Here is a 13,532-nt window from a genome sequence, read left to right as displayed (position 1 = left end):
GAGATCAGGAGACCCGCCATGGCCAATCCCTTCGACAACGAAGACGGCACCTTCCTCGTCCTCGTCAACGACGAGGGGCAGCACTCCCTGTGGCCGTCCTTCGCCGCGGTGCCCGACGGCTGGCGCGTGGCCCTGGACGCCACCGACCGCGCCACCGCCGTCGCCCACGTGGAGAGCCACTGGACCGACATGCGCCCGCTCAGCCTCCAGCGGCAGGCGGACTGACCGTGGCCGTGTCCGACACCGCGATCCTCGCCGAGGGGCTCAGCAAGACCTACCGCACCCACACCGCGCTGCACGGCATCGACCTGGCGGTGCCCGCCGGCACCGTGCTGGGGGTCCTCGGACCCAACGGCGCGGGCAAGACCACCACCGTCCGCATCCTCGCCACCCTGGACCAGCCGTCCGGCGGGCGGGCCGTCGTCGCCGGGTACGACGTGCTGCGCGAGGGCCGCGAGGTGCGCCGGCGCATCGGCCTGGCCGGGCAGTACGCCGCCGTCGACGAACTCCTCACCGGGCGGGAGAACCTCGTCCTGCTCGCCCGGCTGCTCAGGTTCGGGCGGCGCGGCGCCGTCCGCCGGGCCGCCGAACTGCTGGACCGGTTCGAGCTGACCGAGGCCGCCGACCGGCCCGCGGGCACCTACTCGGGCGGCATGCGCCGCCGGCTCGACCTGGCCACCTGCGTCCTCGGCGACCCCGAGGTGCTGTTCCTGGACGAACCCACCACCGGCCTCGACCCGGCCAGCCGCAACGTCCTGTGGGACGTGGTCCGCGACCTGGCCGCCGGTGGCGTGACCATCCTGCTCACCACCCAGTACCTGGAGGAGGCCGACCAGCTCGCCGACCGCGTCGCCGTCATCGACGCCGGCCGGGTCATCGCCGAAGGCACCCCGGACGCCCTGAAACGGCAGGTCGGCACCGACCGGCTGGAGGTGACCGTGGCCCGCCCCGAGCACCTCGCCGACGCCGCCGCCGCACTGGCCGTGCTCGGCGGCCCGGCCCCCGTCACCGACGAGGCCGCCCGCCGGGTCTCCGTACAGCTCGGCGCGGACGGCCTGGACGACCTGGCCCGCGCCGCGCAGGCCCTGCGCGACAAGGGCGTGCCCACCGTCGACTTCGAACTGCGCAAGCCCACGCTCGACGACGTCTTCTTCGACCTCACGGGTACGGGCCGGAAAGAGGAGCCCCAGTGACGGCCACGGCCACCACCCCGACCGCCACCGAACGGCCGGCCGCCCGCCCCGGGCCGGCCGGCCCCGTCCGCGGCCACCTCGGCGACACGCTCGCCCTGGCCGGCCGCCACCTGACCCACCTGCGCCGCTCACCGGGCCGGCTGGTGCTGGTCACCATGAACCCGCTGGTGATGCTGATCGCCGTCGGCTATCTGTTCCGCAGCTCGATGCACATCCCCGGCGGCGTCGCCTACGAGGACTTCATCATGGCCGGCATCGCCATCCAGGTCGGCCTGACCGGGGTCGGCCCCACCGCCATCGGGGTCGCCCTGGACCTGCGGCACGGACTGGTCGACCGGTTCCGTTCGCTGCCGATCGCCCCGTCGTCCGTGCTCCTCGGCCGCACCCTGTCCGACCTGCTCGTCGGCGCCGTCAGCCTGACCGCGGTCAGCCTCGTCGGGCTCGGCGTGGGCTGGCGCCCGCACGAGGGCCCGCTGCGCACCGCCGCCGGCTTCGGCGTGCTGCTCGCCTTCGTGTACGTGATGACGTGGGTCGGCATCCTGCTCGGCACCACCCAGCGCAACGTCGAGGCCATCGACGGCACCGGCGCCCTGGTGCTGGTCATCCTCAGCTTCCTGTCCAACGCCTACGTGCCCGTCAGCGGCCTGCCCGGCTGGCTGCGCCCCGTCGCCGAGTGGAACCCCGTCACCTCGGTCGTCACCACCTGCCGGCAACTGTGGGGCAACGATCCCGGGGTGGCGGCCTCCGGTGGCTTCCCCACGCACCACCCGGGCCTGGTGAGCGCCGTGACACTGACGGCGCTGCTGCTCGCCGCGGTGTGGGGCAGCGTCCGCGGATTCCGCCGCGCGGGCAGCCGCTGACATCGGCGGATCCGTCGGGCAACCGTCGTCAGCGGTCCGTCAGTTGACGGTCACTGGGCAGTCATCGGCGCTGACTAGGTTTCTGACCGAGCCGCTTCGCTGCCCCTTCTTCCGCGCAGCCGCACCGCTCGTCCGCACCGCTTCTCCCGCCTTCTTCCGGCGTCACCGACCGGCAATTTCGAAAACGGAGGACCGAGCCATGACCACGGCCGCTCCCGAGCGCCTCACCCGTATCCGGGAAATCATCGCCGAGAACATCGACGTCGACCCCGAGCGTCTTTCCGACACGGCGCTCTTCATCGACGAACTCGGCGCCGACAGCCTGAAGCTGATCGACGTCCTCAGCGCGCTGGAGATGGAGTACTCCATCGTCATCGACATGAACGAACTGCCGAACATGGTCAACGTCGAGGCCACCTACCGGGTCGCCGCCGCAGCCGCCGGCTGGTGACGCCGATGTCCACAGAGCAGTCCACGGACCGGCCCGGCCACCGGCGGGTCGTCGTCACCGGCTTCGGGGTGATCTCCAGCATCGGCACCGGGGTCGAGGAGTACACCGCGGGCCTGCGGGCCGGCCGGTCCGGCGCCCGGCCGATCACCCGCTTCGACACCGAGGGCTTCGGGCAGAACACCGCCTGCGAGGTCCCCGACTTCGAGCCGGAGCGCTGGATCCGCAACCTGCCCCTCGACCACGTGGGCCGCGCCGGCCAGTTCGCCGTCGCCGCGGCCCGCATGGCCGTCGAGGACGCCGGGCTGGACGAGGCCGCCCTCGCCGACCGGGCCGCCGTCATCACCGTCGGCACCACCGACGGCGAGTCCCACGACATCGCCGTCCTGCTGGAGCAGGAACTCGCCGCCGGTGACCCGGAGGCGATGGACCCGGTCCGCGCCCGCCGCATCAACGCCGGCCGGCTGTCCACCGCGATCGCCCGGGAACTGCGCATGCCGAACGTGGAGGCGACCACCGTCACCACCGCGTGCGCAGCCGGGAACTACTCGATCGGCTACGGCCTGGACGCCATCCGCTCCGGCGACGTCGACCTGGCGCTGTGCGGCGGCGCGGACGCCGTCAACCGCAAGGCGTTCGCCCTGTTCAAGCGGTTCGGGGCGCTCAGCCCGGACGTGGTGCGGCCCTTCGACAAGGACCGCCAGGGCATCCTCACCGGCGAGGGCGCCGGCATCCTCGTCATGGAGAGCCTGGAGTCGGCCCTGGCCCGCGGCGCGCGCATCCACGCCGAGGTCCTCGGCTACGGCCTGAGCTGCGACGCCGCCCACCCCACCGCACCCGACCGGGAGGGCATCGCCCGGGGCATCCGGCTCGCCCTGGACGACGCGGGCGTCAAGGAGCGGGAGGTCGACTTCATCTCCGCCCACGGCACCGGAACCCGGGCCAACGACAGCACCGAGACCGCGGCCATCCTCGACGTGTACGGGGACGCCCCGCCGCGCACGGTCGCCGTGAAGTCGATGCTGGGCCACTCGATGGGAGCCGCCAGCGCGCTCGGCGCGATCGCCTGCGGCCTCGCCATCGAGCACGGGTTCATCCCGCCCACCATCAACCACCGCGAGACCGACCCGGAGTGCCCCCTCGACGTCGTACCCAACAAGGCGGTCGAGGCCGACGTACGGATCGTGCAGAACAACTCGAGTGCCTTCGCCGGCAACAACGCCGTGCTGATCCTGGGCACCTACGGGGAGAAGGTACGGCCATGAGCAACGCAACTGCCGTCCCGCGGGCCGCGCTGCCCCCGGACACGCCCGTCATCACCGGCTGGTCGGCGGTGTCGCCGTACGGCGTGGGCCGTGCGGCGTTCGCGGCCGGCGTGCGCGCCGGAGCGAAGACGGCGGTGAAGGCGGACGCCGGTCTCGGCACCCTGCCGTCGCCGGAGGTGTGCACCGTGCCCGGCTTCGACATCCAGGAGCTGCTCGGCAAGCGCGGCACCGCCAAGATGGACCGGCTCACCGCGCTCGCCCTGGTCGCCTCCGACGGGCTGCTGCGCGACGCCGACGGCGCGCCCGCGGTCGCCACCGACGACCGCACCGGCGTCGTCCTCGGCATCACCATGGGCAGCCTGGAGAACGTCACCGACTTCCTGCGCCAGTCGTACACCAACGAGCGGCCCTTCTACGTCGACGCGGGCCGCATCCCGTTCGGCAGCCTCAACCACGCCGCCGGCGCCTGCGCCATCCGGCACGGACTGAAGGGCCCCAACACCACCGTCGCGGGCGGCCGGGCCTCCGGACTGCTCGCCCTGAACTACGCCCGCCGGCTGCTCGCCCAGGGCCGGGCCACCAAGTACGTGGCCGGCTCGGCGGAGGAGTTCTCCGCCGCGCACGCCTGGTACGAGGCGACCGCCGCCCCGCCCGGCGACCCGGCGCCGCTGCTCGGCGAGGGCTGCGGACTGTTCCTCGTCGAGCCGGCCGGTCGCGCCGAACGCCCGCCGCTGGCGGCCGTGCTGGCCATCGAGACCCGCGTCGACATCGACGACGACCCGTTCGCCGCGGTCGGCGCCTGCGCCCGCCGCGCCCTGGAGCGGGCCGGGGTCGGCGCCGACGAGGTCTGGGCGGCCGTACCCTGCGCGGCGCCGAGCGCCGCCGGCCGGGCCGAGCACGAGGCGCTCGCCGCGCTGGTGCCGGCCGCGGCACTGGGCCGGGTGCCGTCGATGGAACTGCTCGGCGACACCAGCGCCGCCTCCGCGTCCTTCCAGATCGCGGCGGTGCTGTCCGTCGCCGCGGCCGAACCGGACTCCCGGGGCCGGACCGCGCTGGTGACCGCCGTGGACCGGGACGGCGCCGTGGCCGCGGCCGTGCTGCGACTGCTCGGGGAGGACGCGTGACAGCCCTGGTCAGCGGCGGTTCCCGGGGGATCGGCCGGGCCGTCGTCCTGCGGCTCGCGCAGGACGGTCACGACGTGTCGTTCTGCTACCGCTCCCGGCAGGACGCCGCAGAGGAACTCGCCAAGGAGGCCGCCGAGGCGGGCACCCGGGTGCTCGCCGTGCGCTGCGACGTGGCCGACCCGGCGGACGTACGCGAGTGGTACACGCGCACCGAAGCCGAACTCGGTCCCGTCGACGCCGTCGTCACCTCCGCGGGCATCACCCGCGACCGGCCGCTGGTGCTGATGGGCCAGGACGACTGGGACGGGGTGCTGCGCACCAACCTCGACGGCGTCTACCACGTGTGCCGGTCCGCCGCGTTCTCCATGAGCAAGCGCCGCACCGGCGTCATCGTCAACCTGTCCTCCGTGGCGGGGATCCACGGCAACACGGGCCAGGCCAACTACGCGGCGTCCAAGGCCGGGATCATCGGCTTCACCAAGTCCCTCGCCCGGGAGCTGGGCCCGCGGGGCGTGCGCGCCAACGTCGTCGCCCCGGGCCTGATCGAGACCGACATGGTCGGCGGCATGCCTCAGGCGGCCCGCGAACGCCAACTGAAGAGCGTGCCGCTCGGCCGGCTCGGCCGCGCCCAGGAGGTGGCCGACCTGGTGTCGTTCCTGGTGTCCGACCGGGCCGCGTACATCACCGGGTCGGTCGTGGAGATCCACGGGGGCGGCGTCTTCTGATGGGGGAGCAGCTGCGGGGCACGGGGGCAGGGCCGGCGGAGCAGCGGTACGACGCCGTGGTCGTCGGCAGCGGTGTCGGCGGCCTGGTGACGGCCGGCTATCTGGCCGCCGACGGCCGCCGGGTCCTCGTCCTGGAACAGCACGACGTGGCGGGCGGCAACGCCCACGTCTTCCGCCGCCGGCGCAGGTACGAGTTCGACGTGGGCACGCACTACCTCGGCGACTGCGGCCCGGACGGCCTGCTGCCCTCCGTCCTGTCCGGCCTGGGCGTCGCCGGCCGGGTGCGGTTCCGGCCGCTGGACAACGTGGGCGGCTTCGACCGGATCATCACGCCGACCGCCCTGGTCGACGTGCCGGCCGGCTGGGACCGCTACCGGGACCGCCTCGCCGCGGCCCTGCCCGCCGAGGCCGACGCCGTGCACCGCTTCGTCGACCTCGCCACGGCCGTGGCCGGCGCCGGCCGGGCCAGCCTGCTCGGCACCCCGATGGTCGAGCTGTTCCGCCGGTCGCCGCAGACCATGCGCTGGAACCGGCGCACACTGGGCCAGGCCCTGGACCACTGCGGGCTGTCCGCCCGGGGCCGCACCCTGCTCGCCGCGCAGGCCGGCAACTACGGCGCCATGCCGGACGACGTCGGCCTCGCCGAACACGTCACGATGATGGACCACTACCTGCGCGGCGCCTACTACCCCGAGGGCGGCGGCCAGGCCCTCGTCGCCGCGTTCGTGGAGGCCCTGGAGGCGTACGGCGGCGAACTGCGCACCCGCTGCGAGGCACGGCGCATCCTGATCGAGAAAGGTCGCGCCACCGGGGTCGAACTCACCGACGGCACCCGCGTCCTGGCCCCGCTGGTGGTGTCCAACGCCGACTACCGCAGCACCGTCCTCGACCTGTGCGGCGGCGAGGAGGCCTTCCCCGCCGACCTGGTCGCCCGGACCCGTGCGGCCACCATGCGGGACGCGGTCGTCGCGGTGTACGTCGCCCTGGACACCGAGCTGCCCGACCTGCCCAACGCCAACATCTGGTGGCACGCCACCGACGACATGGAGGGCGCGCACGCCGAGATGCTGGACCACTACGCCCGCACCGGCACCCTGGACCGCATCCCCCAGCTCGCCTTCTCCTTCGCCTCCGTGAAGGACGCCGGCTCGCCCGCGGTGTGCCCGCCGGGGCACAGCAACTTCCAGCTCATGACGATCCTGCCGTCGGGGGAGGGGTTCTGGGGCACCGGTGGCGGCCCCCTCGCGGGCGGGCCGTACCGCCGCCGCCCCGCCTACCTGGCCCGCAAGCGGGAGGTCACCGAGCTGGTCCTGGACGCCGCCGAACAGGTCCTCGGCCCCTTCCGGGACCGCATCACCCACGTCGAGACGGCCACCCCGCTCACCAACGAGCGCTACATCCGCGCCAGCGGCGGGACGCCGTACGGCATGGCGACCTGGGGCGCGGGGCGGCAGCGGCCCGATGTGCGCACCGAGGTCGAGGGGCTGTACGTGGTCGGGCAGAACACCCGGCACGGCAGCGGCATGGCCGGGGTCGCCGCCGGCGGCATGGCCGCGGTCTCCCACATCCTGGGCCGGCCCCTGCTCTCCGAGGTGTTCGCCGGCACGGTGCTCGGCGACCCGGCCCGGCTGCCCCGGCGCGAGGCCGGCTGGGACCCGCTGCGGGTGTCGCGGGGACGGGCCCGGCAGCACGCCAAGGGCCTGGCCCGCATCGGCTGACCGAGCCACGCACCGGCCCGGCCCGCACCGGCCGGGCGTTCCACCACCGGCCCGGCTCGCACCGGCCGGCCGAGCGGCCCGCCACCGCCGGTTCGCGTACCGGCCGGTCCCCACCCTCCCGTACTCGCATCGGAGCAGTGTTCCCATGACCCCACAGGTGTCCCAGGTCCCGTCCTTCTCCGTGATCTCCGGTGCCCAGGTGCACCAGGTGCTCGACGGCGCCGAGGACGAGGTCGTCTCGACGGTCGAGGCCGCCTACCGGCTGCACGGCGAGGCGCGGACCGTCAACCCGGACTCGTATTTCCTGCGCTTCCCGGACCGGCCGTCCTCCCGGATCATCGCGCTGCCCGCCTCGGTGGGCGGCGACGTCGACGTGCACGGCATCAAGTGGATCTCCAGCTTCCCGGAGAACGTGGCCACCGGCCTGCCGCGCGCCTCGGCCGTCCTCGTCCTCAACGACGCGGCGAACGGCTACCCGTTCGCCTGCCTGGAGTCCTCCATCATCAGCGCCGCGCGCACCGCCGCCTCCGCGGCCCTCGCCGCCGACCGGATCAGCCGGGCGCGCGGCACCCGGCCCACCCGGGTCGGCTTCTTCGGCACCGGCCTGATCGCCCGCTATCTGCACACCTACCTGGCGGCCACCGGCTTCGCCTTCGACGCCGTCGGCGTGCACGACCTGTCCGCCGAGCACGCCGAGGGTTTCACCGGGTACCTGCGGCGCGCGGCCGGGGACGGGGTGGAGGTCACCGTGTACGACAAGCCGGAGGACCTGATCCGCTCCAGCGACCTCGTCGTGTTCGCCACCGTCGCCGGCGAGCCCCACGTGAGTGATCCCGGATGGTTCACGCACAACCCGCTGGTGCTGCACGTGTCGCTGCGCGACCTGGCCCCCGAGGTCATCCTGACCGCGTGGAACGCGGTCGACGACATCGACCACTGCCTGAAGGCCGGCACCTCGCCGCATCTGGCCGAACAGCTCACCGGCAGCCGGGAGTTCCTCGCCGGCACCCTGTACGACGTACTGACCGGCGCCATCACCCCGCCCGCCGACCGGCCGGTGGTCTTCTCGCCGTTCGGGCTCGGCGTGCTCGACCTGGCGGTGGCCAAGTACGTCTACGACCGGGTCCGCGACACCGGCGAACTGCACACCGTGCCCGGCTTCTTCCACGAGCTGAAGCGCTACGGCTGACCTCGTGCGCGCCGGAGCCGGCCCGGCCCGGCGCGCACTGACGAACGGATGACGACCCGCTGACCGAACGGCCGCGCGGCGGGCGACCGCCTTGTCCGGCCCTTCGGCAGCCGCACAGAATCGACGCCATGAGATCTTTCGCCACTCTGGACGAGTTCTCCGCCGCCGTCGGCGAACACCTGGGCCACAGCCCGTGGTCGCGGGTGACCCAGGAGCAGGTGGACCAGTTCGCGGGCGCCACCGGCGACCTCCAGTGGATCCACACCGACCCGGAACGCGCGGCGACCGGCCCGTTCGGCGGAACCATCCTGCACGGCTACATGACCCTGGCCCTGCTGCCCACCATGATGCGGGCCATCTTCGACATCGAGAAGATGGAGATGGGCGTCAACTTCGGCCTGGACAAGGTGCGTTTCCCGCACCCGGTGCCGGTCGGCTCCCGGGTGCGCGGCGGCGCGAAGCTCACCGGGGTGCGGGAGACGCCCGTCGGCCATCTGGCCGCCGTCCGGATGACGGTGGAGGTCGAGGGGCAGCCCCGGGCCGCCTGCGTGGCCGACACCCTGTCGTTGTTCGTCGGCCCCTGACGGACGCGGCGTCGAAAAGACCGCACTGAACCGGGGTTCGCGTCGCGAAAGTTCGGACGGAGCGTCAAGAGGGGGGTTTTCACCACCGATTTCGCCACCCCTCCGCCACCACAATGAGGGGGCGGGCGCTTCGGCCCACGACGAACGTACGACACCGGCGCCGCGTACGGCGGAGCAGGGCGAGGAAGGAGCGGGTCGCATGGACGACCGCACGATGCAGCTCGGCGGGGTCCGCCAGCCAGAGGCGATTCAAGGGTTCTCGGTGCCCGCCGGCATGACGGGACTGCGGCGGGCGATGGCGCTGTGCTGGATGTCGACGGCGGCTTTCGGCCGTTCCCTCGCCGTGTCCGGGGCGATCAGCCTGGTCGGTCCGGGCCTCGGCATGGTGCCGCGGGCGATGGAGGGGGTGCGTTCCCTGGCCGCGCACCAGCGTGAACTGGCGCGGCGCTGGGCGGGGGTGGAGATCCCGGGGCCGCCCGGCCCGCTGCCGCCCGCGCCCGCGGGTGCCTCCGGTGCCGTCGCCCGCTACCGCTGGATCATGAGCGACCCGCAGACCCGGCGCGAGTACGTCTGGGTGCTCACCGACCCGCTCGCCGGCGGCTTCCTGGCGTTCTTCCCGCTCGCGCTGATCCTCAGCGGCCTGTGGGGCGTCTTCCTCGCCTTCTTCGGGGTTCCGCTGTCCACCGAGTGGGACGGCCTGTGGTACCAGTTCATCCCGATCGAGGGCCAGGCCACGGCGGTCCTCGCCGGTGTCCTCGGGCTGCTCCAGCTTCCGCTGGCCCTGTGGGCGGCCCCGCGCGCGGTGCGCCGGCACGCCCTGTACACCAGGGCGATGCTCGCGCCGAGCGAGAGCGAGCTGATGGCCAGCAGGATCCAGCACCTGGCCGCCACCCGCTCCGACGCGGTGGATACGCAGATGGCCGAGATCCGCAGGATCGAACGGGACCTGCACGACGGCGCCCAGGCCCGTCTGGTTGCCATGGGCATGACCTTGGATGCGGCCGAGCACCTGCTGGAGACCAACCCCGAGGCCGTCCGCGCCCTGCTCATCGAGGCCCGCCAGTCCTCCTCCGCGGCCCTGGAGGAACTGCGCAACCTGGTCCGCGGCATCCACCCGCCGGTCCTCGCCGACCGCGGACTCACCGACGCCGTAAGGGCCTTGGCCATGGTCTGCCCCGTACGGACCGAGGTCCAGGTCGATCTGCCCGGCCGCCCCGAGATGCCGGTCGAGTCCGCCGCCTACTTCGCCATCTCCGAGATCCTCACCAATGTCGCGAAGCACGCGCGGGCCGACCGGGCCTGGATCGATCTTCGTTACGATCGCGGCATGCTCCACATCACCGTCACCGACGACGGTCACGGCGGCGCCGACGCCTCCCGCGGCACCGGCCTGCGGGGCATCGAGCGGCGGCTCGCCACCTTCGACGGCGTGCTGGCCCTGAGCAGTCCGGTCAACGGGCCGACGATGGTGACGATGGAGATCCCGTGCGTATTGTCCTCGCCGAAGACCACTTCCTCCTGAGAGACGGGCTGATCCGCCTGCTCGGGGCCTACGGCCACGACGTGGTCGCCGCCGTGGACAACGGCACCGACCTGCTCGAGGCACTGGGCAGGGAACAGCCGGACGTCGCCGTCGTCGACGTCCGGCTCCCGCCGAACTTCACCGACGAGGGCCTGCGCGCCGTCCTGGCCGCGCGCAAGGAGAACCCGGACCTCGCGGTGCTCCTGCTCTCCCAGTACGTCGAACCCCTCTACGCCCGCGAGCTGCTCACCAGCGGCGGCCGGGGCGTCGGCTACATGCTCAAGGACCGCGTCACCAACGGCGCCCAGTTCCTGGACTCCATCCAGCGGGTGGCCGCGGGCGGCACGGCCATGGACCCCGAGGTCATCTCCCAGCTACTGGTCCGCAAGGAGCGCGACGAGTCCGTCGGCAGTCTGACCGGACGGGAGCGCGAGGTGCTCGAACTCCTCGCCCAGGGCCGCTCCAACGCGGGCATCGCGGCGGCCCTGTTCGTCACCGAGAAGGCGGTGGCCAAGCACATCAGCAACATCTTCACCAAGCTGGGCCTGCTCCCGACGGACGGCGACAACCGCCGGGTGCTGGCCGTCCTGACCTACCTGGACCAGTGAGCCGGCGGCCCGGGAGACGCAGCGGGCCGCGCCCCGTCCGGCCGGACGGGACACGGCCCCGGGACATCGGGCCCCGGCGGCTCAGTACCGCGGACGGTTGAACCACGCCGAGGCGGCGCCGGTGACCATCGACGCCAGGATGATGCCGGCCATGGCCAGCGAGATCAGCCCGCCGAAGGTCGCGGAGCCGTTCGCGCCGTTGACCATGTTGGTGATGCCGCCGAGGATCATCAGACCCGCGTAGACGATCGTGGTGATGCGGATGCCGCTGCCGCCGTTCTTGAACTTCACGCCCAGGAAGATCGACAGCGCGCCCAGGCCCAGCAGCAGCGCCGCGAAGAGATAGCCCAGACCGGCCAGGCCGTCGGTGCTGTCACCGGAGCCGACACCGTTGGACACGTCCTGGACGGCACCGACCGTCGCTCCGATGATGAAACCGACCAGGATCTGGAAACCGGCCAGGATGAACAGCAGCACCCGGGCGGTCTTCATCAGGCCGGGCATCTCCATCGGGAGGCCGTAGCCGTGCTGCTGGAGCGGCGGCGCGGCCGGGTAGCCGTAACCGGGCTGTCCCTGGGGGGCGGCCGGGTAGCCGTAGCCGGGCTGGCCCTGCGGGGGCGGGGGCGGGTATCCGGGCTGCTGGCCCTGGGGCGCGCCGTAGGGGTTGTTCGGGTCGCCAAAGCTCATGGCGGTCTTTCCTCCGTTTGCTCAAGTGCGGGGACGACGCGTGGCACGGCGCGGAGGAAAGTTCTACAGATGCGGTCCGTCCCCCCGGTACTGCCCGCGGCACTGTGTGCTCATCGTCTTTTAACAGGCTCTTACTTGTCCAGCCGGAAGCCCCGGGCGTTGTGCAAGTGCAACATCGCTGATCAGGGAAACACCCACCGGATTGGTACCGGGGCCGGGTCATCCGCGAGGATGGGACCCATGACCGCCCAGATTCTCGATGGCAAGGCCACCGCAGCCGCGATCAAGTCCGATCTGACCGCCCGCGTGGCGGCGCTGAAGGAGAAGGGCGTCACGCCCGGCCTCGGCACGATCCTGGTCGGGGACGACCCCGGCAGCCAGAAGTACGTCGCCGGCAAGCACCGCGACTGTGCCCAGGTGGGCATCGCCTCCATCCAGCGCGAGCTGCCGGCCACCGCCACCCAGGAGGAGATCGAGGCGGTCGTCCGCGAACTGAACGAGGACCCGGCCTGCACCGGCTACATCGTCCAGCTCCCGCTGCCCAGGGGCATCGACGAGAACCGCGTCCTGGAACTGATGGACCCGGCCAAGGACGCCGACGGCCTGCACCCGACCAACCTCGGCCGCCTCGTCCTGAACGAGCCGGCCCCGCTGCCCTGCACCCCCAACGGCATCCTCACCCTGCTGCGGGCCCACGGCGTGGAGATCAAGGGCGCCGAGGTCGTGGTCGTCGGCCGCGGTGTCACCATCGGCCGCCCGATGCCGCTGCTGCTCACCCGGCGCAGCGAGAACGCCACCGTCACCCAGTGCCACACCGGCACCCGTGACCTCTCCGCCCACCTCAAGCGGGCCGACATCGTCATCGCCGCGGCCGGTTCCCCGCACCTGATCCGCGCCGAGGACGTCAAGCCGGGCGCGGCCGTCCTGGACGTCGGCGTCTCCCGCAACGCCGACGGCAAGATCGTCGGTGACGTCCACCCGGACGTGGCCCGAGTGGCCGCCTGGATCTCCCCCAACCCCGGCGGTGTCGGCCCGATGACCCGGGCGCTCCTGCTGGTCAACGTGGTCGAGGCGGCGGAGCGCAGTGCCGGCTGAGGACACCCGCGAGCCCGCGGAACCGACCGTGCGCGACGCGATCAGCGCCCCCGACTCCGAGGGGCGTCCGCGCCGCGTCACCCGCCGATTCCCGCTGTTCACGCGGGACACCGCACGGCCGGAGGGCGGCGGCCGGGCCGCGCCCCCCGACGCCCCGGCGCCCGCACGCCAGTGGCCCCTGCTCGTGGTGCTGTCGGCAGCCGCGCTCGGCCTGCTGCTGACCGCGCTGGACCTGTTCCGCGTCGGCACCCTGCTGATCGGCGCCGCGCTGCTGGCCGGTGCGTTCATACGCTGGATACTGCCCAGCGTCGGCATGCTCGCCGTCCGCTCCCGCTTCACGGACATCGCCACCTACGGCGTCCTCGGCCTGGCGATCGTGCTGCTGGCGATGATGGCCCAGCCCAGACCGTGGCTGGAGATCCCGTTCCTGAAGGACACCCTGCACTTCACGGTCACCAAGTAGCGCCGGCAGCACGGCAGGTGGCCCGCGTCCCCCCGGGGGCCCGGGCCACCG

Annotated in this window: 15 protein-coding genes; 14 read left to right on the top strand and 1 reads right to left on the bottom strand. The window is 73.0% G+C overall.

Going from position 1 to position 13,532, the window contains the following annotated elements:
* Positions 1 to 18 precede the first annotated feature (18 nt).
* The 12 genes from D9753_RS13740 (at position 19) to D9753_RS13685 (ending at position 11,236) form a co-directional block, all read left to right on the top strand.
* Positions 19 to 225, top strand: coding sequence for an MbtH family protein (locus D9753_RS13740; RefSeq protein WP_121787295.1), 207 nt, complete (start codon positions 19 to 21; stop codon positions 223 to 225).
* Between the two features lie 2 nt (positions 226 to 227).
* Positions 228 to 1,193: an ATP-binding cassette domain-containing protein gene (locus tag D9753_RS13735; RefSeq protein WP_121787294.1), complete on the top strand. Its 966-nt coding sequence runs from the start codon at positions 228 to 230 to the stop codon at positions 1,191 to 1,193.
* Positions 1,190 to 2,053, top strand: coding sequence for an ABC transporter permease (locus D9753_RS13730; RefSeq protein ID WP_121787293.1), 864 nt, complete (start codon positions 1,190 to 1,192; stop codon positions 2,051 to 2,053). The genes D9753_RS13735 and D9753_RS13730 overlap by 4 nt, the downstream gene beginning before the upstream one ends.
* A 199-nt stretch (positions 2,054 to 2,252) precedes the next feature.
* Complete coding sequence (locus D9753_RS13725; RefSeq protein WP_121787292.1) at positions 2,253 to 2,504, top strand: acyl carrier protein; 252 nt, start codon at positions 2,253 to 2,255, stop codon at positions 2,502 to 2,504.
* 5 nt (positions 2,505 to 2,509) lie between these two features.
* Positions 2,510 to 3,766 (top strand): beta-ketoacyl-[acyl-carrier-protein] synthase family protein, encoded by a 1,257-nt coding sequence (locus D9753_RS13720; protein WP_121787291.1) that lies wholly within the window; start codon positions 2,510 to 2,512, stop codon positions 3,764 to 3,766.
* Entirely contained in the window at positions 3,763 to 4,890 is a 1,128-nt protein-coding gene (locus D9753_RS13715; RefSeq protein ID WP_121787290.1) for a beta-ketoacyl synthase N-terminal-like domain-containing protein, read from the top strand. Before D9753_RS13720 ends, D9753_RS13715 begins: the two co-directional genes overlap by 4 nt.
* Positions 4,887 to 5,615 carry a 3-oxoacyl-ACP reductase FabG gene (fabG, locus tag D9753_RS13710; protein WP_121787289.1) on the top strand — a complete coding sequence of 243 codons (729 nt, stop codon included), beginning with the start codon at positions 4,887 to 4,889 and terminating at the stop codon, positions 5,613 to 5,615. Before D9753_RS13715 ends, fabG begins: the two co-directional genes overlap by 4 nt.
* The gene (locus tag D9753_RS13705; protein ID WP_121787288.1) at positions 5,615 to 7,333 is read left to right on the top strand and encodes a phytoene desaturase family protein; all 1,719 of its coding nucleotides are present in this window, start codon (positions 5,615 to 5,617) and stop codon (positions 7,331 to 7,333) included. Before fabG ends, D9753_RS13705 begins: the two co-directional genes overlap by 1 nt.
* A 145-nt stretch (positions 7,334 to 7,478) precedes the next feature.
* Positions 7,479 to 8,522, top strand: coding sequence for a 2,3-diaminopropionate biosynthesis protein SbnB (gene sbnB, locus D9753_RS13700; RefSeq protein WP_121787287.1), 1,044 nt, complete (start codon positions 7,479 to 7,481; stop codon positions 8,520 to 8,522).
* A gap of 128 nt (positions 8,523 to 8,650) precedes the next feature.
* Positions 8,651 to 9,106 (top strand): MaoC family dehydratase, encoded by a 456-nt coding sequence (locus tag D9753_RS13695; RefSeq protein ID WP_121787286.1) that lies wholly within the window; start codon positions 8,651 to 8,653, stop codon positions 9,104 to 9,106.
* 199 nt (positions 9,107 to 9,305) lie between these two features.
* Positions 9,306 to 10,628: a sensor histidine kinase gene (locus D9753_RS13690; RefSeq protein WP_121787285.1), complete on the top strand. Its 1,323-nt coding sequence runs from the start codon at positions 9,306 to 9,308 to the stop codon at positions 10,626 to 10,628.
* On the top strand, positions 10,592 to 11,236 hold the full coding sequence (locus D9753_RS13685; protein ID WP_121787284.1) for a LuxR C-terminal-related transcriptional regulator: 645 nt from the start codon (positions 10,592 to 10,594) through the stop codon (positions 11,234 to 11,236). The genes D9753_RS13690 and D9753_RS13685 overlap by 37 nt, the downstream gene beginning before the upstream one ends.
* 81 nt (positions 11,237 to 11,317) lie before the next feature.
* Here D9753_RS13685 and D9753_RS13680 read toward each other — a convergent pair whose 3' ends face one another.
* Positions 11,318 to 11,923 (bottom strand): hypothetical protein, encoded by a 606-nt coding sequence (locus D9753_RS13680; RefSeq protein ID WP_121787283.1) that lies wholly within the window; start codon positions 11,921 to 11,923, stop codon positions 11,318 to 11,320.
* Positions 11,924 to 12,163: 240 nt separating this feature from the next.
* Here D9753_RS13680 and D9753_RS13675 point away from each other — a divergent pair, with 240 nt between their 5' ends.
* Positions 12,164 to 13,018 carry a bifunctional methylenetetrahydrofolate dehydrogenase/methenyltetrahydrofolate cyclohydrolase gene (locus tag D9753_RS13675; RefSeq protein ID WP_121787282.1) on the top strand — a complete coding sequence of 285 codons (855 nt, stop codon included), beginning with the start codon at positions 12,164 to 12,166 and terminating at the stop codon, positions 13,016 to 13,018.
* A complete protein-coding gene (locus tag D9753_RS13670; RefSeq protein ID WP_121787281.1) occupies positions 13,008 to 13,481 on the top strand; it encodes a DUF3017 domain-containing protein in 474 nt (157 codons plus the stop codon). Before D9753_RS13675 ends, D9753_RS13670 begins: the two co-directional genes overlap by 11 nt.
* Positions 13,482 to 13,532: the final 51 nt, after the last annotated feature.

This window comes from Streptomyces dangxiongensis (genome assembly GCF_003675325.1).
Lineage (GTDB): Bacteria > Actinomycetota > Actinomycetes > Streptomycetales > Streptomycetaceae > Streptomyces > Streptomyces dangxiongensis.
This window is presented reverse-complemented; position numbering and strand designations above follow the sequence as displayed.